Source organism: Bradyrhizobium sp. 31Argb, from assembly GCF_043638955.1.
GTDB lineage: Bacteria > Pseudomonadota > Alphaproteobacteria > Rhizobiales > Xanthobacteraceae > Bradyrhizobium.
Genome location: NZ_JBEGDB010000022.1, coordinates 26,490 through 48,700 on the forward strand (window position 1 = coordinate 26,490; position 22,211 = coordinate 48,700).

Below are 22,211 nucleotides of genomic sequence, written 5' to 3' on the forward strand. Positions count from 1 at the left end.
TGATGGATATCAAACACGAGCGAAAGTCGCCCGCAAATGGACCGGGAGAATCGGTCGCGAAACTACGTGTTAGCGCTTAGGACAGGCTTCGAGCCCGCGGAACAGCAGTGCCAGCAACGCGTCGGTGCGCTCCTGCAGGTCCGGATCACCCCATTCGTCGGCATGGGCCGGGTGATGAAGGCTTCTCGTCGCCTCGAAAATCGCGCGGGCCGTTGCCTTGGGATCCTTGACCTCGAACACGCCCTGCTCGACGCCATCGGACAGGATATGCGCGATCTGATCGGTCAGGCATTCCTTGTGGCCCTTGACCACAACACAAGCCTCGCGCGCCAGCGTCAGATAGGTGCGGAACATCTCAGGATCGTCGGCAAACCTGGCTTGTTTGGTTGCGAACAGCGTGCGCAGCCACCGGTCGAGCCGGGCCTGCGCAGGGCCGGTACTCACTGCGATCTCCTGCAGCGGGGCCTTGGCCCGGTCGAGCCAGCGTTTTGCCACCGCCTCACGGAGCGAAGCCTTGCTTGGGAAGTGCCGGTAGACACTGCCGTGGCTCACATCGAGCGCACGGGCAACGTCCACCACGGTCGCCTTGGCGAGCCCGTAGCGACGCAGGACGTCCTCGGTGACCTCCAGGATACGTTCAGGGGTCAAGACGACTGCTTCGTTCATGGCTCCACCCTATCCCCAGCTATTGGGCATTTCCACTCCGGCGGTCAGGCGCATCGCAAAACGGCCTGGCCGGTCGTTAAGGCAATCCTAGTCCAGTTAGCGGGCCAATTTCTCCGCTTGGGCCGCCAAGTGGCGAGCCACCTGCTGATTGAGCCAGCGCTGGATCTGTTCAGTCAAATGCAAAATCTCGATCGTCATCATCGTAGTCTCCGGCAAGTCCGTGGCCGGCGCTTTGGCCTGAAACCGGTACTCGTACTCTTCCGGATCAAGCCTTTCGCGGCCGCGAGCCACGGGGCGCCCCATCCGGCGTCCGGAGGTGGATATAGCATGTCTGACTGACAGATTACAATATCTGTTACTCAATAACCCGTGATTGACGTTTGTCAGGTGCGGAACCCAGCTAGCCGAGCCCCCGCCGGGCGGCCCGCCTCCCTGAGACGGGCCTCATCAGTATCCAGAGACCTATTGCTCGTCCTTCGGCGGCATTCGCGGCGGCAGCAGCGGGGTAAATGACACACCGTCACCGGGTCCTGGGGCCGCCGTCAGCGCCCCGCCGGTCGAGGGATCGCCACCCGACGTCTCGATCACGGCGCTCGGGGTGATGTATTCCCTGGCCGCCGCGATCAGGCCGCCCTCGCCGGTGCCAAAATCCGCGGCCCGCCCGCCCTGGGGACGGCCGGCGGCAATCTCGGTGATGGCCTTGTCGGTCTTCTGCGCCAGCGAGTCGCTGTAGGGGATGCGGTAGGCTCTGGGGATGGCGCTCGGCCGGTTGTCTTCGTCGAGGGTCTCGACCCAAAGATAGATCGAGCCGGGGTCGCCCTCCAGCGAGTGCGGCTCCACGATGCGTGCTTGCAACAGCTTGAACGAGGCCGGCAACCTGTCGACGCTGGCCCAGCCCAGCAGGCCGCGCACGCCCATAAAGCTCGCAATATAGAATGCGCTGGTCACGACGACCGCAATCGCCTTGGCCGACCAGGGCAAGCGTGCATAGACCAGGATGACGAGCAATAGCGCGCCGATCAGCGCATAGCTGATCGAGAGCGTGAGGATGACCGACTGGAGATTGTTCACGGGCGAGACATCCTGACGCCTGTCTTCGGATCGAGATCCGCGCCGTTTGCGCGCACGTTGCGGAACGTCTCCATCAATGATTTCTGCCGCTGCTGGACGTCGACCACCTTGCCTTCGGCATCGACCCAGAAACGCAGCGCGGTTTTCTCATCGCCGGTGTGATCGAGCGTCAACTTGTTGTCGAAGATCACCTGGGCGGTCGGATTGAGCTTCTGCACCTTCACGCTGACCGGGACCGGCTGCCCGGTCGTCGCCTGGAAATGCGAAACATTGACGGTGTATTCGCCGGGGATGATGCCGCGCACGGTGACGATCTCCTCGCGGATTGGCGAAGGAATCTTCTTGCCGTTGACGACGATGAAATCGTTGGCGCCGCCACGATCGTCGCGGTCGAGCGTGAGGAAGCCGGCTTCGCGGCGGCGATACCAGGCGATATTGCCGGCGGGATCCTGCACGAACAGATCGAAATCATCGGGGTGATTGTCCGGCCAGTCCATCGTGATGATGAACTCGGCCTTGGAGTCGATCTTGCCCTCCTTCGATTCCGGCGAGACCGCAAGCAACGCGAGGAAGAACAGGAAGGCGACGACCTGCAGCGCCTTGAACAGCATCACGCCGAGCGGATCGAAATGTTCCTCCCGTGGATAGAGGCCGAACTCATCCATCATGATGGTGTTCCAAGGCCGGGGTGACGTGCGTCTCGGTCAACATGACGGCATCGGAAAACACCCGCTGGGTCGCGGCATCGAGCATGTAGTATTGAATCCTGACGAGGATCGATCCGATCAGGCCGGCCAGCGTCGTGTACATGGCTACCGCCATGCCGTCGCTCATCAGGCCCATCGACGATCGCATCGCGACCTTGTCGGCGGCATCGAGGGTTGCGATCGGCGCCAGCATGATGATGAAGCCGATGATGGTTCCGAGCAGCCCGAGCTTCATCAGCGTATCCGAAACGAATGCGCCGAAGGCGTTGGAGCCGCGCAGCCGGTCCGCCAGCGACCTGAGCAGCAATGTCTGATCGATGCGGCCGGTGGTCTGCGCCGCGGCCTTCTTCACCAGGTTGCGGATGTGGTCGCTGACGAGCCCTCCAGGCAGAGCGCGCGCATTCTCGTCGAGCCTCCTCGCGGCGCCGGGAGTGGACAGGATCGCGCGGCAGCGTCTGGCCGCCTCGCCTTCGCGCGCGATCGCTCGCGTCCGCCAGAAACAATGGAGGCAGGTGATGACGTAGAGAACGGCGATCAGGCTCGAAATGTAGGTGCGGTCCGAGGTGACCATGAGATGGAGCAACCCGTATCGCCACAGCAACATGGCGGCGAAGATCGAAAGCCCCGTGAAGATCATCCATAGCAACAGGACACTTCGCTCCGAAGTATCCTTGCCGGGCAAGGTGGTCTCGGCGCCAACCGTGGCACTCATGCAGCTTTGCTCCCTGAGGGCGGCCAAGAGCGACGGCCCGCAAACGGTCCCCGGCTTTGTTAATCCGAGGCGGCAGCTTGCGTCCAAAGACATATGCCTGCGGTTCGCTGGGAAAATTTCCCGAGCTTCTCCTCACCTGCCATCTTGCAATTGGCGTCAAATGGCGGTGCTGTTACGGTCATCTAGAAGCCGCGGAGTGATCGCATGCGCCTCGTGCTCCAGCTCGTCGCCCGTCTGCTCGTCATCGTCATCTTGTGTCTGGGCGGCGCCACCGTTTGGGCGACGATCGACGCCTACCACAGCGTCGACCGCGCCACGGCCGCATCCGCCGAACGGGTCTCGCAAGCGCTGGAAGCGCTCTACTGGCGCGAATTGCTGTTGCGCGGCAACAGGACACGCGAACACCTTTTGCCGGTACCGGAATGGCGCACCACTCAGACGATGAGCCTGATTTCGCCGGGCGTCTGCGTCCAGTTTGAACCGAAGGGCGAGTTCGAGAATCCGCTTTGCGGCCAGAGCAAAGGGATCGGCGCATCTCCACCGCACTGGTTCGCAGCCGCCGTGGAGACATTCCTTGGCGACCACGCCGCGGTCGCCCGGCCGATAAGTGCGCGCTCGACCACTGCAGGCACGGTCACGGCCATTGCCGATCCCGACGCCGCGATATCGCTGGCCTGGCAGCACATCCTCGACAACGTTCACGTCGCGCTGCTGATGGCGGTGGCCATCGCCCTGCTTGCCTCGCTCGCGATTGCGCATGCACTGGCTCCGGCGCAGTTGATCGTTACCGCACTGCAGCGCATGGCGAACGGTCAATATCGAACATCGCTTCCGCGCTTCCGCTCGATGGAACTTGCCATGATTGGGCAGGCCGTCAGCGACCTCGGAGATCGCCTCGCGCAGGCCACGGAAGAACGGGCCGTCCTGACCCGCCGGCTGCTTGAAATCCGCAGCGACGAGCGGCGCGTGCTTGCGCGCGAACTGCACGATGAGTTCGGACAAAATCTCGCGGCGATCCTGGCCTTCGCCAACACGATCGAAGCGGCCAGCGCGCAGGAGCAGGACCGAGGCGACGTCGCGCAGGATGCGCGGATGATCTCGCAGGCCACGCTGCACATCATGGCTTGCCTGCGCGGCACGCTGAACCGCCTGCGCCACCCGCCCGCCGAGGAACTCGGGCTGGAGGCGAGCCTCATCAACCTCGTTGATAGCTGGCGATCGCAGCACGCAACGCAGCCGATGATCCAGCTCGACCTCAAAGGCGATTTCGCCGACGTGCGAGGCGCCGTCGCCGCGACCGCCTACCGTGTGGCTCAGGAATGCCTGACCAACTCGTTGCGCCACAGCGCGGCGCGCGAGATCGTGCTTCGGATCGAGCGGCGGACGGGTGTGGAAAATGCGCTGCTGGTTCGCGTCGAGGACGACGGCGGCGGCGATGCCGCCAAGGTGGCGCAGTCCGTCGGCTTCGGCCTGACCGGAATACGCGAGCGAGTAACCGCTCTCGGCGGTTCGCTGTCGATCGCGCGTGCAAGGCGCGGCCTGAGCGTCGCCGCCACGATCCCGCTCGCCGCCTGATGCCGGCGCCGAAGACCCATGGCATTTCGATCCTGCTTGTCGACGACCATCCCGTGGTCCGGCAAGGCTATCGGCGCGTCCTGGAGCATCAAGGCGACTTCCGGGTGGTCGCTGAGGCCGACAACGCAGCCGAGGCCTACCGCGCATTCAAGACCCACGCCCCTGATGTCGTGGTGATGGACATCTCGATGCCGGGTGCCAGCGGGCTCGAAGCTATCAGGAACATCCGCCAGCGCAGCCCTGCCGCGCGCATTCTCGTGTTCAGCATGCATAGCGAGGCAGCGCTGGTGAAGGCCGCCTTCAGCGCGGGGGCAAGCGGCTATGTCACCAAGTGCAATGAACCGACTGTGCTGATCGCGGCGATCCGTTCGGTGGCGCGTGGCGAACATGCGATGAGCGATGACGTCGCCCATGCCCTGGCGATGGAAAGCCTGACTCCGTCAGGATCAGTCCTTGACCAATTGGGGGAGCGGGAGATCGAGATCCTGCGACAATTGGCTGCCGGCTCGACCACGGAGCAGATCGCCGCAAACCTCAATCTCAGCATGAAGACGGTTCAGAACTATCATTACCTGATCAAGACCAAGACCGGCATGCGGACCGATGCGCAGCTCGTCCGCCTCGCCGTCGAGTGCGGGTTGACCAGCCTTTAGAGCAAGCAATCCATCGCGCGATGTGGGGGCATGGATGGCTGTCGTCATCGCCCGGCTTGACCGGGCGATCCAGTATTCCACAGACGCCAGTGCTTGAGCCGAGAGGCCGCAGCGTACTGGATTCCCCGACGGAGCCTGTCATCGGGCTCGCCGAAGGCGAGACCCGGTGGCGGGGAATGACAGGACGTCGTGGATCAGATCAACCCGTTCGCGCGCCGAGAGGCCCATTTTCCTCATGCGGAAGGCTCGAATCGGTGGCCTCTACGGGATCGATTTGCTAAAGCGCGGTGTAAAAACAACCGGCTGGGAGCTCGTTTGCCGCCCCTGCCCGCACCTCGGAGTTTTCCATGATCCCCCGCTACACCCGCCCGGAGATGGCCGCGATCTGGGAGCCGCAGACCCGCTTCAAGATCTGGTTCGAGATCGAGGCGCATGCGGCTGATGCGCTAGCGGAACTCGGCGTCATTCCCAAGGAGGCTGCGAAGACGATCTGGGCCAAGGGCAAGGACGCAACCTTCGACGTCGCGCGGATCGACGAGATCGAGCGGGAGACCAAACACGACGTCATCGCCTTCCTGACCCATCTCGCTGAAATCGTCGGCCCCGAGGCGCGCTTCGTGCACCAGGGCATGACCTCCTCCGACGTGCTCGACACCTGCCTCAACGTGCAGCTCACCCGCGCCGCGGACCTCCTGCTTGCCGACATCGACAAGGTCCTGGCCGCGCTGAAGAAGCGCGCCTTCGAGCACAAGATGACGCCGACCATCGGCCGCTCCCACGGCATCCACGCCGAGCCGGTGACCTTCGGCCTCAAGCTCGCCTACGCCTATGCGGAATTCTCCCGTGCCCGGGCGCGGCTCGTCGCCGCCCGCAAGGAAGTCGCGACCTGCGCGATCTCGGGCGCAGTCGGCACCTTTGCGCAGATCGACCCGCGCGTCGAAGAGCATGTCGCCAAAGCGATGGGGCTCGAGCCGGAGCCGATCTCGACCCAGGTAATCCCGCGCGACCGCCATGCGATGTATTTCGCGACGCTGGCCGTGATCGCCGCCTCCATCGAGCGCCTGGCTATCGAAATCCGTCACCTGCAGCGCACCGAGGTGCTGGAAGCCGAGGAATTCTTCTCGGAAGGGCAGAAGGGTTCGTCGGCAATGCCGCACAAGCGCAACCCGGTGCTGTCGGAGAACCTCTCCGGCCTGTCGCGGATGGTGCGGGCCTATGCAGTGCCCGCACTCGAGAACGTCGTGCTCTGGCACGAACGCGACATCTCGCATTCCTCCGCCGAGCGCATGATGGGCCCGGACGCCACCGTGACGCTCGACTTCGCGCTGGTCCGCCTCGCCGGCCTGGTCGAGAAGCTCCTGGTCTATCCGCAGAACATGCAGAAGAACCTCGATCGCCTCGGCGGCCTCGTGCATTCGCAACGGGTGCTGATCGCGCTGACGCAAAAGGGCGCGAGCCGCGAGGACGCCTACAAGTTCGTGCAGCGCAACGCCATGCCGGTCTGGCGCGGCGAAGGCGATTTCCTGACGCTGCTCAAGAAAGATCCGGACGTGAGGAAATATCTAAGTGACGCCGAAATCGAAGAGCAGTTCGACCTCGGCTATCACCTCAAGCACGTCGACACAATCTTCAAGCGCGTGTTCGGGGAAGCCTGACCCCGGTCCAGAGCCTAGCCCGGCGCTCCGTCGACCATGCGGGCGGCGACGCGATCGCGGCGCATGAAGTGGTGCCAGGCGACGGCGGCGATGTGAATTCCGATCAGCGCCAGCAGCACATAGGCGAAGTAGATGTGCCTGACCTCGTAGGCCTGCGCCGCGGCCCGATCAGGCGAGGTGATCTGCGGCACGTGAAACAGCCCGAACCAGTCCGAATAATTGGGCGTCCGGGCCCCGGAATGTGCCCAGCCCAGCACCGCCACCAGGATGGTGACGGCATAGAGCGCGAAATGGCTGACCCGGGCGGCGATCCGGTGCCAGCGCAACGTATCCTCCGGCAGCGCCGGCGTCGGGTTGACGCCGCGCCAGACCAGCCGAAGCAGGGTCACGAGCAGCACGACATAGCCGATATCGGCATGGATCGAGCGATAGAAGAAGCGGTCCGGGCGAGCGGGGATATGGTTCATCCACCAGCCGAATCCGATCATGCCGATGATGGCGACCGCAAGCACCCAGTGGAATCCACGCGCAACGCTGCCCCAGCTCGATGTCGTGTTTCGGATCATGCGCCCGGCCCCATCGGCTTCGAGTTCGTCGCCGCCGCTTTACCGCGCTGCAGCGCCGCGCCCTGATAACGCTCCGGTCCGATCAAGGCGATTTGAATCGTTCCAGAATCTCCACCCGGGCCTGGGACCGAGCCGCAAGGCCGGCGGTGCCCTCAAATCAACTGAATCGTAACGCTGAAATGGGATAAGGTTAAATCGTGGCGGCGCCCCCAACCATTCTGGTATTCGATTCCGGCCTCGGCGGGCTGACGGTATTGCGCGAGATCGTGCGCGCCCGGTCTGACGCGCATTACGTCTATGTCGCCGACGACGCCTTCTTTCCCTATGGCCACCATGGCGAGGACGAGATCATCGCGCGCGTGGTGCCGCTACTCGGCGAATTGATCGGGAGACACACGCCCGATCTGGTCGTGATCGCCTGCAATACCGCCTCGACGCTCGTCATGTCACACCTGCGGGACGCCTACGACCTGCCATTCGTCGGAACCGTGCCGGCGATCAAGCCGGCCTGCGCCAGTTCGAAGACCAAGCGCGTGTCCGTGCTGGGCACCAAGGGCACCGTCAAGCGCGAATATACGAAAAAGCTGATCCACGATTTCGGACAGGGCTGCGAGGTGACGCTGGTCGGGTCGGGCGAGCTCGCTTCGCTGGCGGAAGCGGCGCTGAGCGGTCAGGATGTCAGCGACGTCGATATCGCCGCTGAACTGGCCCCCTGCTTTGTCGACGGCGCGGCACGCACCGACACTGTGGTACTTGCCTGCACGCATTTTCCCTTGCTGCTGGATCGCCTGGTGAAGCTTGCGCCATGGCCAGTCGACTGGATCGACCCGGCGCCCGCCATCGCGCGACGCGTTTCCGATTTGCTCGGCCCGCCCGGCGATAGCAGAGACGAGGCCGGCGCCGAAATGCTCTTCACGTCCAACCGCCCGCATAGGCTGAGCCGGGCGTTGATGCCGTTTTTCGGCGGCCGCGTCCCGGCCTGAGGCCGCATACCCGTTTTGGCTAGCCGAATTGCCGGCCGACCATTTGCCCGATTTTCGCGAAAACGGCCTCGAGCTGTGCGGTGGTCGGCGAACCGCCATGCGTATAGGCCGAGATCAGCACCGGTCCGCCTCCCCGAGGCCAAACCACCGCGATGTCGCCCGCAGCATCCTTGCCATTGTTGCCCGTCTTGTCGCCGACCTTCCAGTCCTTGGGCAAACCACCGCGAAGGCGGTTGTTTCCGGTCTTGCAGTTCAGCATCCAGTCCGTGAGGCGTTCGCGCGACGCCGGTGACAGTGCCTCGCCAAGCACGAAATGGCGCAGATTGCCGGCCATGGCGGCAGGCGTGGTCGTGTCATGCGGATCGCCGGGCGGAGAGCGATTGAGCTCAAGTTCATAGTGATCGAGGCGCGAGACGGTATCGCCCGTATCGCGCCAAAAAGCAGTGAGCGCAGCGGGACCGCCAATCCGCGCCAGCAGCAGATTGGCGCAGGTATTGTCGCTGAGCTCGACCACAGCCTTGCACATGTCGGCGACCGACATCGCTCCGCTCGACAGGTTCTGCCTTGCCGCCGGTGCATGGTGGAGAAGATCGGCGGCACGGTATCGCACCACGTTCTCAAGTTGATCTTCGCCACGATCGATGCGGGCCAGGACGCACGCGGCAAGCGAGGCCTTGAATGTGCTGCACATGACAAAGCGCTCGTCAGCTCGCCAAGTGATCTTGGCCCCTGTGGCCACATTCTCGGCATAGACGCCGATCCGCCCACCCGTCTCGCGCTCATAGGCTTCAAACAGTGACGGCTGCTCCTGCGCTCGCGCGGGCGAGATGGCCAGACACGACAAAGCTGTCAGCAACGAGCGTCTGGTGAAAATCATTGGGGTTCCTTCGAATGGGGCTTCTTTCGGGTGGCATCCGTTGCCTCGCACACCAACGAGACGTGACGCCAAAGCAAGCAGTCAAGCACTCGATGCGTACTGATTTTGTCTTTATGATATCGGTGATCGAATAGCGCGCCCTCAACACAAGCTGTGGAGACCCGCTTTGTCCTCATCGAAGCCAACTCCCCTCAACCGGCTGCGACAGCAATGGCGAGAGAAGCGCCCGACCTTCGGCGCGATCGCCACCATCCCGAGCATCCAGACCGTGCAGATCATGGCGCAGTCGCTCGACTGGATCATCGTCGACCTCGAGCACGGCCCGATCGACCTCGGCACCGCGCATGCGATGATCGTGGCAACCTCCGGCACACCATGTGTGCCGATGGCGCGCATTGCCGCCAACGAGCCCTGGCTTGCCAAGGCGCCGATGGACATCGGCGCGCTCGGCATCAACTTCCCGATGATCTGCAGCCGCGCCGAGGCCGAGAAGGCCGCGCGCAGCGTGCGGTATCCGCCCAAAGGTGACCGGCTGTGGGGACCATTCCACGCGCCGTTCCGCTGGGGCGTCTCTATGCCGGAGTACATGGCTACGGCCGATGACGACATGATCTGCATGATCACGATCGAGCATGTCGAAGCGGTCGAACGGATCGACGAGATCATGGCCACTCCCGGCATCGACATCGCCGTGATCGGGCCCGGCGACCTCGCCACCTCCATCAACAAGCGCGGCCTTCCCGATGATCCCGAAGTGGTGGCGCTAATGCAGCGCGCCGAGAAAGGCATCCTCAAGAGCGGCGTGCCGATCGGCGGAGTGGCGCGGTCCGCCGAACAGGCCAACGCGATGATCGAACGCGGCTATGTGGCGCTCGCGCTGGGCTTCGACTGGTCCCTGCTCCAGCGCGGCATTGCCGCCAGCTTTGCAGGAATCAGGCGCTAGGGTTGCTTCTCCCGCCATGAGCCGGCTGCCAGGGTCGCCGTGATCGCCGGCGGTGCGGCGGGACGCCACACCCATCCCGGCGCCGGAACCGGCTATGTGCTGGAAGGCCGTTGGTTCATGCTCGGTTCAGGGCTGGCGAGCGCATATACCGGCTCGCCAGCCTTTTATTGAATCTGGAACACCCGGCGGAGTAATGCGCGGAACGGCCCGAAAAATCTCAATCCCGCGCTGTTTCATCGCCGATCTGATGCGTGCGTCGCTCGACATCCCCTTCGTGTCGCTCACGCGCCTCCTGAACATCAGGGACCTGGTGGATGCCCGCGCAGAGGCGGCCCGTCCGGCCGGCTGGGCGGCGATCTTCGTGAAAGCCTTTGCCCTGGTCGCGAAGGACGAGCCGGCCTTGCGGACGCTCTACGTCAAATGGCCGTGGCCCGGCTTCTACGAGCTGCCGCGCAGCGCCGCTACCGTCGCAATCGCCCGCGTCGTGGACGGCGAGGATTGCGTGCTGCCGCAAAAGATCGGTACCCCTGAGATCAAGCCGCTCGCGGAGATCGATGCCTTGATCCACCACGCCAAGGAGGCGCCGGTCGAGGAAGTGGCGGCGTTCAGAAAGGCGCTGAGGGCGTCCGGGCTGCCGCTGCCGCTGCGCCGCCTGCTCTGGTGGATCGGGCTAAATTCCGGACGCCAGCGCGCCAATTATTTCGGCAGTTTCTCCGTGACGTCGGTGGCGGCCATCGGCCCCGGGGAACTGCACGCTGTCACACCGGGGCCGTTCATCCTCAGCTATGGGGTGGAGGAGGACGGGACGATCGGCGTGGTTCTGCGCTGGGACCACCGAATCACCGATGCCGCCCTCATCGCCCGGACGCTGTGCCGACTGGAACAGGTGCTGAACACCGAAATAGCAGCGGAACTGCGGGTCAATCGGCAGCAAACCAAGCGAGCGGTCCCGGCAATCGCGACGTGACGGTGCTAAAAATCCACCTCTTTCGTTGACAGGACGGCCATCTTTCCCCTAAAAGCCCCCTGCTCGCGGGCCGGTTTCGGCCCGCGAAGCGTTTCGCGACCCGTGGTTCGTCCTCGAGCTTTCGAGGCGAACCTGTCGGCACCGGCCAAATGGCAGGCTGCACAGGAGGGCGCGTCTCCTCAAACCCACATTTGACCTGAAGAGGACGCGATGACAAAGCGCAGTGAGGCGAAATACAAGATCGATCGCCGCATGGGCCAGAATATCTGGGGCCGCCCGAAGAGCCCTGTGAACCGGCGCGAATACGGCCCCGGCCAGCACGGCCAGCGCCGCAAGGGCAAGCTCTCCGACTTCGGCGTGCAGCTCCGCGCCAAGCAGAAGCTTAAAGGTTATTACGCCAATATTTCCGAGCGCCAGTTCCACGGCATCTATGTCGAAGCCGGCCGCCTGAAGGGCGACACCGGTGAGAACCTGATCGGCCTGTTGGAGCGCCGTCTCGACACCGTCGTGTACCGCGCCAAGTTCGTGCCCACGATGTTCGCTGCCCGCCAGTTCATCAACCACGGCCACGTCAAGGTGAACGGCCGCCGCGTCAACATCGGCAGCTACCGGCTCAAGCTCGGCGACGTGATCGAGGTCAAGGAAGCCTCCAAGCAGCTCGTCACCGTGCTGGAAGCCTCGCAGCTTCCCGAGCGCGACGTGCCCGACTTCATCGAGGTCGATCACGGCAAGATGACCGCGAAGTTCATCCGCATTCCCGGCCTGTCTGATGTGCCGTTCCCGGTGCAGATGGAGCCGCATCTGATCGTCGAATTCTATTCGCGCTGATCGGACGGAAAGTTTGAGGTATCGAAGGCCCCGGTTTCCCCGGGGCCTTTTTGTTTGGGCACCAAATTGGTATTATAGTTTCATCCATGACCCGATTACTCGAAGAAGCGTTTAGTACGGTTGCCAACCTGCCCGATGCAGAGCAGGACGAGCTCGCGCGCGCCATGCTGGAGCTTGCGGGCGTCGATCAGCCGCCCATTCAGTTGACACCCGAGGAAGAAGCCGATCTGGCGGAAGCTGACGCCGAGATTGCGCGCGGCGACCTCGCCTCCGCCGACGAAGTACGAGCCATGTGGGCAAAGCACGGGCTGTGAACATCCGCTACACGCGCCGTGCGCTTGCGCAAGTCGATCAAGTCCTCACCTACATCGAAGCACGATCACCTCAAGGCGCGGTTCACGTTCGTGACCGGATCGCGGCGCTCGTCGCACTGTTGCAAGAGCATCCCCGCGCAGGCCGTGCAACGAGCCGTCCTAACGTCCGTCGTCTTCCGGTGAACCCCTATCCTTACCTAATTGATTATCGCGTGACCGCGACCGAAATTATCATTATGCGGTTTCGTCACGCCGCCCGGCGACCGATCGGCTGACAGGTGATTTGCGCTGCAATTTACCGGCACGACGACGTCACGGAGCAATAAGGAAAGTCCATGTCTTACACCCCTGCCCCGCGCGATCCCAAGGCTCCACCCGTTCGCATCAATCTCTTGTCCGACACCCAGACGCGCCCGGCGCCCGGGATGCGGGAGGCGATGGCGCGGGCGGAAGTTGGCGACGAGCAGATCGGCGATGATCCGACGGTAAACCTGCTCTGCGAGCGCGTTGCCGACCTGCTCGGCAAGGAGGCCGCGGTGTTCATGCCCTCAGGCACCATGTGCAACGTCGCCGCGACGCTGGCTTATTGCCGGCCCGGCGACGAGATCCTGGCGCATGCGACCGCCCATATCATCGCCCGCGAAGGCGGCGCGCATGCCGCGCTCGGCGGCTTCCAGATCACGCCGCTCTCCGGCGAGGATGGCCAGTTCGCGCCGGAGACATTCCGTGCGGCACTGCATCCGCGTTCACGCTACCAGCCGCCGCAGGTGCTCGTCAGCGTCGAGCAGACCGCCAATATCGGCGGCGGCACGATCTGGAAAAAGTCTGCGCTCGACGAGATCGTCGGTATCGCCAAAGCCCATGGGCTCGCCACCCATATGGACGGCGCGCGGCTGCTCAACGCCTGCGTCGCTACCGGCGTTTCCGCACGCGACATGGCGAAGGGTTGGGATTCCGCTTGGATCGATTTCTCGAAGGGACTGGGCGCGCCGATCGGCGGCGTGATCGCAGGCAGCCGCGATTTCATCGATGAAGTCTGGCGCTGGAAACAGCGCCTCGGCGGCTCCATGCGCCAGGCCGGCATCTGCGCTGCCGCCTGCATTTACGCGCTCGACCATCATGTCGACCGCCTCGCCGACGATCACGCCAATGCAGGAGCGCTGGCGCGCGGGCTGTCGCAGATCGACGGCGTCGAGGTGCAACAACCCGAAACCAATCTCGTCTTCTTCAAACCCGATGGTGCGGGTGTCGCCGGCGACAAGATGGTCGCCGAGTTGGGTAGGCGCGGCGTCCTGCTCGCGATGATGGACGGTCGCATCAGGGCCTGCACGCATCTCGATGTGACGCCCGGCATGATCGAGGAAACGGTCAGCCTGGTGCGGGAAATCGTGCGCGGAGCGTAGACCTGTAGCCCGGATGGAGCGAAGCGTAATCCGGGGAGACTGTCCCGGATTACGCTTCGCTCCATCCGGGCTACGAAACCCTACGGTTCACCGTCCCATCGCCTGATAGATCAGCGTCTTCAGTTCGAGCTGAATCCGCCCGCGCTGCGAGGGGGTCTGCACCATGAAGATCCCGAACATGTCGTCTTCGGGATCGATGAAGAAGAAGGTGCCGGCGACGCCGTCCCAGCGGTATTCCCCTGTGGGCCATGACGTGCCCGGCGGCACCGAGGTGCGCACGGCAAAGCCGAGGCCGAAGCCGCTGTTCGCGCCGGGGTAATAGCGATCATCGCGCGCGATCTTCGTCTCCGGGCTGATATGATCCTTCGTCATCAGCGCAATGGTCTCCGGCTTGAGATAGCGCCGCCCCTCGAATGTGCCGCCGTTCAAGAGCATCTGCGCAAACCGGGCATAGTCGCCGATGGTGCCAACCATGCCGGCGCCGCCCGTCTCCCATTTGCGCGGCTGCATGGGATCGCTGACCATGGTGGTCGGGCCGAGCACATGGTCGTCCGGCATCGGCTCGGCGATGCGCGGCCGCTTCGTGGGATCGGCGACGTAGAAGGCAGTCTCGTTCATCCCGAGCGGATCGAGCAGCCGCTCCTTTTCAAACTGGTACAGCGTCTTTCCCGAGATAACCTCGATCACGCGGCCGAGCACATCGGTGGAATGCCCATAATCCCAGAGCGTGCCGGGTTGCTCGGCGAGCGGCAATTTCGCGATCCGCTCGGCGAATTCGGCGTTGGTCCAGTCGCCGTTGAAAAGGTTCGCATCCGCGTAGAGCTTTCGTACCGTGCTGTCGTCGGAGAAGCCATAGGTCAAACCGGAAGTATGGCGCAGCAGATCCTCGATCGTGATCGGACGCTTGAGCGGCTCCAGCGCAAGCGTCGTACTGCCGTTCTCCGCTCGCTGGTCGACGCCGACCTTCATATCCGCGAATGCCGGGATGTATTTCGACACGGGGTCGTCGAGCGCGAGCTTGCCGTCCTCCACCAGCATCATTGCGGCCACCGACGTGATCGGCTTCGACATCGAATAGAGGCGGAAGATGGTATCCGCGCTCATCGAGAGCTGAGTGGCGACGTCGCGGACGCCGAAATTCTCGTCATAGACCGGCTTGCCGTGCTGCTGGATCAAGAGGATAGCGCCCGGAATCTTGCCGGTCACGATCTCGTTCTTGATGTAGTCGCTGACACGCGCGAGCCCCGCGGCGGAAAAGCGGTGCGCGCCGGTGGCCGGAGATTCCGCGCGGGCGCCACATCCGGCGCCGACCAGAAGCGCAAGCGCCGCCGCGAGAACGAGGCGGCGCGACAAAGCTTCAGTTCTCCATTGCTTCATAGACCAACTGCTTCAGCGTCCGCTGGATACGTTGCCGCTCGGTCGGCGTCTGCTCCAGGAGCACGAAGAACAGATCCTGCTTGCGGTCGATCACGAAATAACAACCGCTGGCGCCGTCCCATTTCAGTTCACCCAGCGAGCCCGGTGGCGGCGGCTTTGCGTTGCCGGGATCGGTCCGAACCGCAAGGCCAAGCCCGAAGCCAAAGCCATCGCCGGGAAAATAGAAGTAATCCCATCCCACTCCGGAGGTGGGACCGACCTGATCGGTCGTCATCAGCTTGAAGGTCTCGGGGGTCAGATAGGTCCGGCCCTCGAACGTGCCGCCATTGAGCAGCATCTGCGCAAACCGGGAGAAATCCGCCATGGTGGAGACCATGCCGCCACTGGCAAACTCCATTTTCTTGACAACCGTCGGGTCGTTCTCGCGGCCGACCCGGAAATTGCTGTCATTCGGCATCGGCTGCGCCAAAAGCTTCTGCTTCGCCGGATCGGTGACGAGGAAGCGGGTGTCATTCATGCCGAGCGGATCGAGCAGCTTCTCCCGCTCGATTTCGAGCAGCGGCTTGCCGGACACGATCTCCATGATGCGCGCCAGCACGTCGGTGGAGTGGCCATATTGCCAGAGCGCACCCGGCTGATTGTGCAGCGGCAGCTTGGCAATCCGCTCGGCAAATTCGGCAAGATCGAAATCGCCGGCATAGAGATTGGAGGATGCATAGGCCTTGCGAACCAAGCTGTCGCCATAGAAGCCATAGGTGATGCCGGAGGTGTGACGCATCAGGTCGAGCACAGTCATCGGCCGGTCCGGCGGCACCAGTTCGAGCGTCTTGCTGCCGTCCTCGTTCTTCTTCTCGACACCGACCTTCACATTGGCGAAGGACGGGATGTATTTCGCGACCGGATCATCCAGCTTGAACTTGCCCTCCTGGAGGAGTTGCACCGAGACAAAAGCGGTGATCGCCTTCGTCATCGAAAACAGGCGGAAGATCGTCTTGTCGGTGATCGGCGCCTTGCTCACCACGTCCTGCACGCCGAAGGACTGGTGATAGACCGGCTTGCCATGCTGCTGGATCAGGACGATCGCGCCCGGGATCTTACCGGTCGCGACCTCGTTGTCGAAGAACGCTCCGATCTTCGCAAGCTTGTCCTGGTTGAAATGCGCGCCTGCAGGAATATCGAAGGTTCCTTCCGCACCAGCGGCAGGCCATGCAGCAAGCATCAGCGCGCCTGTCGCCAGCACGCGCAGCAACTTAAATGAATTCATTTGGACCCCTCCCGAATTCGGCCGAGAGTGTAGCGGCGGCGCCTCAACCAGCACAAGGGCCGTCAAGACCGGCCAAAGCCTGCTCATGCAGCCGAGCGCTGGCCTCCGAGAAGCAGCAGAAGATCACCCGGTTGACCGCCGGCGCCGAGACAAGTCCCTCCGCGACCGCCCCGACCATCGCCGGTTGCGCAGCCGCGCAACCTGCGGCACTCGGCGAGCAATTCGGGTCCGGCGGCGCGATGGATCGCGCCATCGACACCGCCTCCTCCGAGGAGGGACGAATTGGCTGCGTTGACGATGGCGTCAACGCGCAAGGTGGTGATGTCGGCAACGATGACCTCGAGGCGCGCGTTGCCGAGCTGGCGCGCCATCAGGCTCAGGCGGCGGCGCCGACCGGAACGCCCTTATCGGCGAAAAGCTGCTGCAACTCGCCGGCCTGGAACATCTCGCGGATGATGTCGCAGCCGCCGACGAACTCGCCCTTCACATAGAGCTGGGGAATGGTCGGCCAGTTTGAATAGACCTTAATGCCGTCGCGCAGCTCGGCGGACTCCAGCACGTTCAAGCCCTTATAGCCCACGCCGATGTGGACGAGGATCTGCACCACCTGGCCCGAGAAACCGCACTGCGGAAATTGCGGCGTGCCCTTCATGAACAGCACGACGTCGTTCGACTTCACTTCGTTGTCGATGAATTGTTCGATGCTCATTTTCGTTTCCCTTTGGGGCTCCGCCCCTTGCGGCATTGCTGGTGGGCCGGCTCGACCCGCTTACCCCGCGACTGGATATATATGTAGCCCAAACCGTTGTGCATCCAAAGCAAAATGGCGGTGAGCTGGCATGCATGAGGCCCTTTTCGGGCGGCGGCCGGGCCTCGGGCCCATAGTCTGACGACACTAATATCATGACCGCGGGAGGCTTTTTTCCCGAACGGGAGCCCCTATCTAGGACGGACCGCCCGTCGGGAACCAGTTTGGCATAGCAACGTTCTCTCCTGCATTTCGGAGACACCCGTGACGAAACCAGCATCCGCTGCCGCCACCCTGGCGCGCTCCTCCCCCTCACGCGCTTCTGATTCCGGTCCCCTGCCCCAGGGTCTGGTGGAGGCGTTTCTCGCGGTGCGGGATGAAACCGAACGCCGGGCCGCTCCCCTGTCCGCGGAGGACCAACTGATCCAGTCGATGCCGGATGCGAGCCCGGCAAAGTGGCACCGCGCCCATACCACCTGGTTCTTCGAGCAGTTTCTGCTCGGGGAGCACCAGGACGGCTACAAGCCCTTCCATCCGGACTACGCCTATCTCTTCAATTCCTATTATGTCAGCGCCGGCCCTCGCCATGCCCGCGCCCAGCGCGGTCACCTGACCCGGCCAAGCGCCGACGAAGTCACCGCCTATCGCCGCCATGTCGACGATGCCGTGGTGAAATTCTTCAAGGCCGCGGGCGAGGAGAAACTGACAAAGCTGGTGCCGCTGATCGAGGTCGGCCTCAATCATGAACAGCAGCATCAGGAACTGATGTGGACCGACATCCTGCACGCCTTCGCGCAGAACCCGATCCCGCCGGCTTACGATCCGGCATGGCGCTTCCCGGCCTCGCAGCGCGGCGGCGAGGAATGGGTGACGCTGAACGAGGGTATCCACACCATTGGGCATCCAGACGACAGCTTTCATTTCGACAATGAAAAGCCGGCCCATCGCGCCCTGATCGGCCGCGTCAAACTAGCGCGAAACCTTGTGACCAACGCCGACTGGCTCGCCTTCATCAAGGACGGCGGCTATTCGACAGCGACGCTGTGGCTGATGGACGGTTTTGCAACCGTCGAAAAGGAAGGCTGGGAGGCGCCCGGCCACTGGCGCAACGTCGACGGCCAATGGCAGATCATGACCTTGGGCGGCCTGCAGCCGATCGACCCGGCAGCTCCTGTCTCTCACGTCAGTTACTACGAGGCCGACGCCTTCGCCCGCTGGGCCGGCAAACACCTGCCGACCGAGATGGAATGGGAGGTCGCCGCACGCGCCGGCCAGCTCAACGACGCCTTCGGCATCGTCTGGCAGTGGACCCGCTCCGCCTATTCACCCTATCCGGGCTACCGGGCAATCGAGGGTGCGCTCGGCGAGTACAACGGCAAGTTTATGGTCAATCAATTGGTGCTGCGCGGTTCCTCGCTTGCAACTCCGAGCGGTCACAGCCGTATCACCTACCGCAACTTCTTTTATCCGCACCACCGCTGGCAATTTACGGGATTACGGCTCGCAGATTACGCCTGATCGGTTCTCAAGCATGATCCGGAAAGGCGGATGCCGGTTTTCCGAAACGATCATGCGCAAAAACAACCAAAAATCATAGCGCGCGGGAAGGCGCGTTCAGGAGAGTATCATGAATGTGCATGCCCGCGCTTTAGCCAAGGCCTATGCCTTCGACGAACAGACCGCAGCCTTTGCCGAAGATGTCATCGGACATCTCGCGCAACATCCCAAGCACCTGTCGCCCAAATATTTCTATGACGCGATCGGCTCGGAGCTGTTCGAGCAGATCACGGTGCTGCCGGAATATTACCCGACCCGCACCGAACTCGGCATCTTGCGCGATCGCGGGGCCGAGATCGCCGCGATCATCCCTGCGGGCGCGGCGCTGGTCGAGTTCGGCGCGGGCGCGACCACCAAGGTGCGCCTATTGCTCGAGCACTGCGAATTCAGCGCCTACGTGCCCGTCGACATCTCCGGCGATTTCCTGAACGCGCAAGCGGACGGCCTGCGCAAGGACTTTCCCGGCCTCCGCGTCTATCCGGTCGCGGCCGACTTCACCGCCCCGTTCACGCTGCCGGCCGAGATCGCTGAGATGCCGAAAGTCGGCTTCTTCCCGGGATCGACGATCGGCAATTTCGAGCCGCAGGAAGCCACCGATCTCCTGCGCACCGCGCGTGAAATCTTAGGTGCCGGCGCGCAGATGATCATCGGCGTCGACCTCGAGAAGGACGAGCGCGTGCTGTACAACGCCTATAATGATTCAGCCGGTGTCACCGCGCGCTTCAATCTGAATGTGCTGGTGCGCATCAACCGCGAGCTCGGCGGCAATTTCGATCTCTCCGCCTTCTCCCATCGCTCGATCTACAACCGCGACCGCCACCGGATCGAGATGCACCTGATCAGCCGCAAGGCACAGAGCGTACGGGTCCTCGGCAACACCTTTTCATTCCGTCCCGGCGAGAGCATTCACACCGAGAACAGCTACAAATATTCGCTGGAGCGCTTCACGGAGCTGGCCCGAAGCTCGGGCTGGACCGTCCGGCAGTCCTGGACCGACGCGGCAAAGATGTTCTCGGTTCACGCGCTGGTGGCTTCGGAATGAGATTCCGAAGCCGAGCGCAGCGACACGGATTCCCATACCGCGACCGCGATCAGGATTGCAGTCGTAAGGAGCGAGAGCCATAGCGGCGATAGCTCGCTTGCGAACCAGCTCAGCGCGAGCAGCGCGACGATGCCGACGATGTGGGAGAGCTGCAGGAAGCCCCTGATCGAGAGCTTGAACAGGATCGTCCCGACCAGGAACAGAAGCGGGCCGCCGATCGTGCTCAAGATCGTCTTGAGATCGGAATGGCCGCCGGGATGCTTCAGCACCAGCTCGTCCGACACCGCCGTCAGGATGATGCCGGCGACGATCGGCATGTGCAGATAGGTGTAGGCAAGGCGGGCCAATTTCCCTGATTCGGCCGATGTCGAGATCAGTTCGGAGCCGGCCTCGGCGCCTTTGTGGAAATAGATCCACCACATCGCGATGCTGCCGACCAGCGAGGACACGAAGGCCAGCACGATCTCGGTGGTCCAGCTCAGCTCGGCAAAGGTCGCGCCGTTGACGACAACAGCCTCGCCGAGCGCGATGATGATGAAAAGGGCGCAGCGCTCGGCCATATGGCCGCCTTCGACCGCCCAAGCTTCGAGCGAGGACGGCCCCAACCCCGGAATCCAGAACCGCGCCGCCGGCGAGACATATTCGATCACGACCGCGATGATCCACAGCCATAGCCTGGACTCACCCTCGGCAAGGCCGCCGAGGATCCAGAACACGGCAGACGTGGAGAGCCAGGCCAGGATGCGGATGGCATTGTGGCGCACCGCCGTCCAGTGACGCGGCGTGGAGACGAACCAGAACGCGGTACGCCCGACCTGCATCACCACATAGGCGATGGCGAACCACAGGCCGCGGCCTTCAAAGGCCGTCGGGATTGTGGTCGACAGCACGAGGCCGCCGAGCATCATCAGGAACAAGAGAATGCGGACCGGCGTCAGCTCCGGATTGAGCCAGTTGGTCACCCAGGCCGTGAAGACCCAGACCCACCAGACCGCGAGGAACAGCAGCGTGACCTGGACCGCGCCGATTGGCGTGAAATGATGGAGCAGCGTGTGCGAGATCTGCGTGACCGCAAACACGAACACCAGATCGTAGAACAGCTCGGCATAGGTGACGCGGCTATGCTGATGTGGCGCGACGACGCGAAACATCGCGCCGCGTCGATTCTCCGCAGCCATCGGTGCCCCCTTGCGAGATGATCAGGCCTCGGGCCCGCCAGGCACCCCGGTCTGCAGCGCCAATGCGTGCAGTATGCCGCCCATCTGTCCCTTGAGCGACTGGTAAACGATCTGGTGCTGCTGGACACGGGACTTGCCGCGGAAGGATTCCGAGATCACCGTTGCCGCGTAATGGTCGCCGTCACCGGCCAGGTCGCGGATCGTCACCACGGCATCGGGAATGGCTGCCTTGATCATGGATTCGATATCGCGGGCGTCCATCGGCATCCCAGTACACCTCCATTTCGACGTTCAAATCGCGGCCGACACGGCCGGCCACGCGGAGCAGAACCTAGCGCTTGCGCTCTTCTAGGTCATCCTATCAGGCACTATATACCGCTTCCAATCGTTTTAGCTGCATCATTCGGTCACAACGAACTGACCAAAAAAGGCGCAGAATCATGAAACTCCCAGGTCCCGACCATCCGATCACGATTACCCCCAATCCCAAGCGCATCCGCGTCCGGGCGGGGGATATCGTCATCGCCGACTCCACCCATGCGCTGACCCTGAAGGAAGCGAGCTATCCCGCCGTGCAATACATCCCGCGGCAGGATGCCAACATGGCCCTGCTCTCCCGGACCGAGCGCACCACGCATTGCCCCTACAAGGGCGATGCGAGCTATTTCAGCATCAATGCCAACGGCAAGACGCTGGAAAATTCGATCTGGACCTATGAGACGCCCTTCCCAGCGATGACGGAGATCGCGGGACACTTGGCGTTCTATCCGGACAAGGTCACGATCGAGGAAGTGGCGTAGAGCGAAAGTGATTGCTTGCCCTGTACTGAGACGTGGATGCCCGGGACAAGCCCGGGCATCACGATGCGGCTACGCTCTGAATATCGTGAGTCCGAGTATCAGGAGCACCAGGAAGATCACGACGAAAATATAGAACAATACCCGCGCGATATCGGCGGAGGCTGCCGATATGCCGGTGAAGCCGAGCAAGCCGGCTATAATCGACACCACAAGAAAAATCAGCGCCCATTTAAGTAACGTCATCGCCCTCTTCTCCAGCTTCTTCGCGGGAGTAACCTCGGGCGATAGCGCGAGTTCCACAGCGATGGGCGGCGAATCGCTCGCC

25 protein-coding genes and 1 pseudogene are annotated in these 22,211 nt (G+C 63.1%); 13 read left to right on the plus strand and 13 right to left on the minus strand.

Translation table 11 applies throughout. From position 1 onward, the window contains the following. Nucleotides 1–69: 69 nt before the first annotated feature. From AAFX91_RS06730 to AAFX91_RS06745, 4 genes are all read right to left on the minus strand, one after another. The gene (locus AAFX91_RS06730; protein WP_130580217.1) at nt 70–666 is read right to left on the minus strand and encodes a TetR family transcriptional regulator; all 597 of its coding nucleotides are present in this window, start codon (nt 664–666) and stop codon (nt 70–72) included. A 462-nt stretch (nt 667–1,128) separates the two neighbouring features. Further along, the gene (locus AAFX91_RS06735) at nt 1,129–1,737 is read right to left on the minus strand and encodes a hypothetical protein (RefSeq protein WP_130580218.1); all 609 of its coding nucleotides are present in this window, start codon (nt 1,735–1,737) and stop codon (nt 1,129–1,131) included. After that, complete coding sequence (locus AAFX91_RS06740; protein WP_130580219.1) at nt 1,734–2,405, minus strand: hypothetical protein; 672 nt, start codon at nt 2,403–2,405, stop codon at nt 1,734–1,736. Before AAFX91_RS06740 ends, AAFX91_RS06735 begins: the two co-directional genes overlap by 4 nt. Beyond that, the gene (locus AAFX91_RS06745; RefSeq protein WP_130580220.1) at nt 2,395–3,156 is read right to left on the minus strand and encodes a MotA/TolQ/ExbB proton channel family protein; all 762 of its coding nucleotides are present in this window, start codon (nt 3,154–3,156) and stop codon (nt 2,395–2,397) included. Before AAFX91_RS06745 ends, AAFX91_RS06740 begins: the two co-directional genes overlap by 11 nt. A gap of 204 nt (nt 3,157–3,360) precedes the next feature. On the opposite strand from AAFX91_RS06745, the gene AAFX91_RS06750 reads away from it, so the two are divergent. The 3 genes from AAFX91_RS06750 to purB all read left to right on the plus strand — a co-directional run bounded on the left by AAFX91_RS06750 (nt 3,361) and on the right by purB (nt 7,039). After that, nucleotides 3,361–4,731, plus strand: coding sequence for a histidine kinase (locus AAFX91_RS06750; protein ID WP_394565927.1), 1,371 nt, complete (start codon nt 3,361–3,363; stop codon nt 4,729–4,731). Next, nucleotides 4,731–5,384 (plus strand): response regulator, encoded by a 654-nt coding sequence (locus AAFX91_RS06755; RefSeq protein WP_394565928.1) that lies wholly within the window; start codon nt 4,731–4,733, stop codon nt 5,382–5,384. The genes AAFX91_RS06750 and AAFX91_RS06755 overlap by 1 nt, the downstream gene beginning before the upstream one ends. 347 nt (nt 5,385–5,731) lie before the next feature. After that, nucleotides 5,732–7,039 carry an adenylosuccinate lyase gene (gene purB / locus AAFX91_RS06760; protein WP_394565929.1) on the plus strand — a complete coding sequence of 436 codons (1,308 nt, stop codon included), beginning with the start codon at nt 5,732–5,734 and terminating at the stop codon, nt 7,037–7,039. A 14-nt stretch (nt 7,040–7,053) separates the two neighbouring features. Here the strand turns inward: purB and AAFX91_RS06765 are convergent, their stop codons facing one another. Continuing rightward, nucleotides 7,054–7,605, minus strand: a complete 552-nt coding sequence (locus AAFX91_RS06765; protein ID WP_130580223.1) for a cytochrome b — start codon at nt 7,603–7,605, stop codon at nt 7,054–7,056. A gap of 197 nt (nt 7,606–7,802) precedes the next feature. Between AAFX91_RS06765 and murI the strand changes: the two genes are divergently transcribed. After that, nucleotides 7,803–8,588 carry a glutamate racemase gene (murI, locus tag AAFX91_RS06770; RefSeq protein ID WP_394565930.1) on the plus strand — a complete coding sequence of 262 codons (786 nt, stop codon included), beginning with the start codon at nt 7,803–7,805 and terminating at the stop codon, nt 8,586–8,588. Nucleotides 8,589–8,607: 19 nt separating this feature from the next. On the opposite strand, the gene bla is transcribed toward murI, so the two are convergent. Beyond that, nucleotides 8,608–9,465: a class A beta-lactamase gene (gene bla, locus AAFX91_RS06775; protein WP_394565931.1), complete on the minus strand. Its 858-nt coding sequence runs from the start codon at nt 9,463–9,465 to the stop codon at nt 8,608–8,610. Between the two features lie 166 nt (nt 9,466–9,631). Here bla and AAFX91_RS06780 point away from each other — a divergent pair, with 166 nt between their 5' ends. From AAFX91_RS06780 to AAFX91_RS06805, 6 genes are all read left to right on the plus strand, one after another. Continuing rightward, nucleotides 9,632–10,408, plus strand: a complete 777-nt coding sequence (locus tag AAFX91_RS06780) for an HpcH/HpaI aldolase/citrate lyase family protein (protein WP_394565932.1) — start codon at nt 9,632–9,634, stop codon at nt 10,406–10,408. Nucleotides 10,409–10,601: 193 nt separating this feature from the next. Beyond that, nucleotides 10,602–11,375: an acyltransferase gene (locus AAFX91_RS06785; protein WP_394565933.1), complete on the plus strand. Its 774-nt coding sequence runs from the start codon at nt 10,602–10,604 to the stop codon at nt 11,373–11,375. A 210-nt stretch (nt 11,376–11,585) separates the two neighbouring features. Next, nucleotides 11,586–12,203 carry a 30S ribosomal protein S4 gene (gene rpsD, locus AAFX91_RS06790; RefSeq protein WP_130226225.1) on the plus strand — a complete coding sequence of 206 codons (618 nt, stop codon included), beginning with the start codon at nt 11,586–11,588 and terminating at the stop codon, nt 12,201–12,203. An 86-nt stretch (nt 12,204–12,289) separates the two neighbouring features. Next, a complete protein-coding gene (locus AAFX91_RS06795; RefSeq protein ID WP_130580226.1) occupies nt 12,290–12,517 on the plus strand; it encodes a hypothetical protein in 228 nt (75 codons plus the stop codon). Next, a complete protein-coding gene (locus tag AAFX91_RS06800; protein WP_282531991.1) occupies nt 12,514–12,792 on the plus strand; it encodes a type II toxin-antitoxin system RelE/ParE family toxin in 279 nt (92 codons plus the stop codon). Before AAFX91_RS06795 ends, AAFX91_RS06800 begins: the two co-directional genes overlap by 4 nt. A 60-nt stretch (nt 12,793–12,852) precedes the next feature. Further along, nucleotides 12,853–13,920 (plus strand): threonine aldolase family protein, encoded by a 1,068-nt coding sequence (locus tag AAFX91_RS06805; RefSeq protein WP_394565934.1) that lies wholly within the window; start codon nt 12,853–12,855, stop codon nt 13,918–13,920. Nucleotides 13,921–14,007: 87 nt separating this feature from the next. Here the strand turns inward: AAFX91_RS06805 and AAFX91_RS06810 are convergent, their stop codons facing one another. From AAFX91_RS06810 to grxD, 4 genes and pseudogenes are all read right to left on the minus strand, one after another. Further along, the gene (locus AAFX91_RS06810) at nt 14,008–15,297 is read right to left on the minus strand and encodes a serine hydrolase domain-containing protein (RefSeq protein ID WP_394565935.1); all 1,290 of its coding nucleotides are present in this window, start codon (nt 15,295–15,297) and stop codon (nt 14,008–14,010) included. Then, nucleotides 15,278–16,561 carry a serine hydrolase domain-containing protein gene (locus AAFX91_RS06815; RefSeq protein ID WP_394565936.1) on the minus strand — a complete coding sequence of 428 codons (1,284 nt, stop codon included), beginning with the start codon at nt 16,559–16,561 and terminating at the stop codon, nt 15,278–15,280. Before AAFX91_RS06815 ends, AAFX91_RS06810 begins: the two co-directional genes overlap by 20 nt. 43 nt (nt 16,562–16,604) lie before the next feature. Continuing rightward, a pseudogene (locus AAFX91_RS06820) lies at nt 16,605–16,941 on the minus strand (macro domain-containing protein). Continuing rightward, nucleotides 16,938–17,270: a Grx4 family monothiol glutaredoxin gene (gene grxD, locus AAFX91_RS06825; RefSeq protein ID WP_394565937.1), complete on the minus strand. Its 333-nt coding sequence runs from the start codon at nt 17,268–17,270 to the stop codon at nt 16,938–16,940. Before grxD ends, AAFX91_RS06820 begins: the two are co-directional and overlap by 4 nt. A 303-nt stretch (nt 17,271–17,573) precedes the next feature. Between grxD and egtB the strand changes: the two genes are divergently transcribed. Together egtB and egtD are read left to right on the plus strand one after the other, a co-directional pair. Further along, on the plus strand, nt 17,574–18,827 hold the full coding sequence (egtB, locus tag AAFX91_RS06830) for an ergothioneine biosynthesis protein EgtB (protein ID WP_394565938.1): 1,254 nt from the start codon (nt 17,574–17,576) through the stop codon (nt 18,825–18,827). A gap of 109 nt (nt 18,828–18,936) precedes the next feature. Further along, entirely contained in the window at nt 18,937–19,908 is a 972-nt protein-coding gene (gene egtD, locus AAFX91_RS06835) for an L-histidine N(alpha)-methyltransferase (RefSeq protein ID WP_130582357.1), read from the plus strand. Here egtD and AAFX91_RS06840 read toward each other — a convergent pair. Both AAFX91_RS06840 and AAFX91_RS06845 read right to left on the minus strand, forming a co-directional pair. Then, nucleotides 19,884–21,086 carry a low temperature requirement protein A gene (locus tag AAFX91_RS06840; protein ID WP_394565939.1) on the minus strand — a complete coding sequence of 401 codons (1,203 nt, stop codon included), beginning with the start codon at nt 21,084–21,086 and terminating at the stop codon, nt 19,884–19,886. The genes egtD and AAFX91_RS06840 overlap by 25 nt on opposite strands. A 21-nt stretch (nt 21,087–21,107) precedes the next feature. Then, nucleotides 21,108–21,353 carry a BolA/IbaG family iron-sulfur metabolism protein gene (locus AAFX91_RS06845; RefSeq protein ID WP_028166386.1) on the minus strand — a complete coding sequence of 82 codons (246 nt, stop codon included), beginning with the start codon at nt 21,351–21,353 and terminating at the stop codon, nt 21,108–21,110. A gap of 173 nt (nt 21,354–21,526) precedes the next feature. Between AAFX91_RS06845 and AAFX91_RS06850 the strand changes: the two genes are divergently transcribed. Continuing rightward, nucleotides 21,527–21,886 (plus strand): DUF427 domain-containing protein, encoded by a 360-nt coding sequence (locus AAFX91_RS06850; protein ID WP_282531985.1) that lies wholly within the window; start codon nt 21,527–21,529, stop codon nt 21,884–21,886. 69 nt (nt 21,887–21,955) lie between these two features. Here the strand turns inward: AAFX91_RS06850 and AAFX91_RS06855 are convergent, their stop codons facing one another. Further along, nucleotides 21,956–22,129, minus strand: a complete 174-nt coding sequence (locus AAFX91_RS06855) for a DUF1328 domain-containing protein (protein WP_028166384.1) — start codon at nt 22,127–22,129, stop codon at nt 21,956–21,958. Between the last annotated feature and the right edge of the window lie 82 nt (nt 22,130–22,211).

Bases quoted from the DNA above. Each gene is read 5' to 3' on its own strand.
- AAFX91_RS06855 (WP_028166384.1), bottom strand. From the start codon at position 22,129: ATGACGTTACTTAAATGGGCGCTGATTTTTCTTGTGGTGTCGATTATA.
- AAFX91_RS06805 (WP_394565934.1), top strand. From the start codon at position 12,853: ATGTCTTACACCCCTGCCCCGCGCGATCCCAAGGCTCCACCCGTTCGC.
- AAFX91_RS06755 (WP_394565928.1), top strand. From the start codon at position 4,731: ATGCCGGCGCCGAAGACCCATGGCATTTCGATCCTGCTTGTCGACGAC.
- AAFX91_RS06785 (WP_394565933.1), top strand. From the start codon at position 10,602: ATGCGCGGAACGGCCCGAAAAATCTCAATCCCGCGCTGTTTCATCGCC.
- AAFX91_RS06745 (WP_130580220.1), bottom strand. From the start codon at position 3,156: ATGAGTGCCACGGTTGGCGCCGAGACCACCTTGCCCGGCAAGGATACT.
- AAFX91_RS06795 (WP_130580226.1), top strand. From the start codon at position 12,290: ATGACCCGATTACTCGAAGAAGCGTTTAGTACGGTTGCCAACCTGCCC.
- AAFX91_RS06740 (WP_130580219.1), bottom strand. From the start codon at position 2,405: ATGATGGATGAGTTCGGCCTCTATCCACGGGAGGAACATTTCGATCCG.
- AAFX91_RS06840 (WP_394565939.1), bottom strand. From the start codon at position 21,086: ATGGCTGCGGAGAATCGACGCGGCGCGATGTTTCGCGTCGTCGCGCCA.
- AAFX91_RS06750 (WP_394565927.1), top strand. From the start codon at position 3,361: ATGCGCCTCGTGCTCCAGCTCGTCGCCCGTCTGCTCGTCATCGTCATC.
- AAFX91_RS06730 (WP_130580217.1), bottom strand. From the start codon at position 666: ATGAACGAAGCAGTCGTCTTGACCCCTGAACGTATCCTGGAGGTCACC.
- purB (WP_394565929.1), top strand. From the start codon at position 5,732: ATGATCCCCCGCTACACCCGCCCGGAGATGGCCGCGATCTGGGAGCCG.
- AAFX91_RS06765 (WP_130580223.1), bottom strand. From the start codon at position 7,605: ATGATCCGAAACACGACATCGAGCTGGGGCAGCGTTGCGCGTGGATTC.
- egtD (WP_130582357.1), top strand. From the start codon at position 18,937: ATGAATGTGCATGCCCGCGCTTTAGCCAAGGCCTATGCCTTCGACGAA.
- rpsD (WP_130226225.1), top strand. From the start codon at position 11,586: ATGACAAAGCGCAGTGAGGCGAAATACAAGATCGATCGCCGCATGGGC.
- AAFX91_RS06815 (WP_394565936.1), bottom strand. From the start codon at position 16,561: ATGAATTCATTTAAGTTGCTGCGCGTGCTGGCGACAGGCGCGCTGATG.
- grxD (WP_394565937.1), bottom strand. From the start codon at position 17,270: ATGAGCATCGAACAATTCATCGACAACGAAGTGAAGTCGAACGACGTC.
- bla (WP_394565931.1), bottom strand. From the start codon at position 9,465: ATGATTTTCACCAGACGCTCGTTGCTGACAGCTTTGTCGTGTCTGGCC.
- AAFX91_RS06810 (WP_394565935.1), bottom strand. From the start codon at position 15,297: ATGAAGCAATGGAGAACTGAAGCTTTGTCGCGCCGCCTCGTTCTCGCG.
- AAFX91_RS06850 (WP_282531985.1), top strand. From the start codon at position 21,527: ATGAAACTCCCAGGTCCCGACCATCCGATCACGATTACCCCCAATCCC.
- AAFX91_RS06845 (WP_028166386.1), bottom strand. From the start codon at position 21,353: ATGCCGATGGACGCCCGCGATATCGAATCCATGATCAAGGCAGCCATT.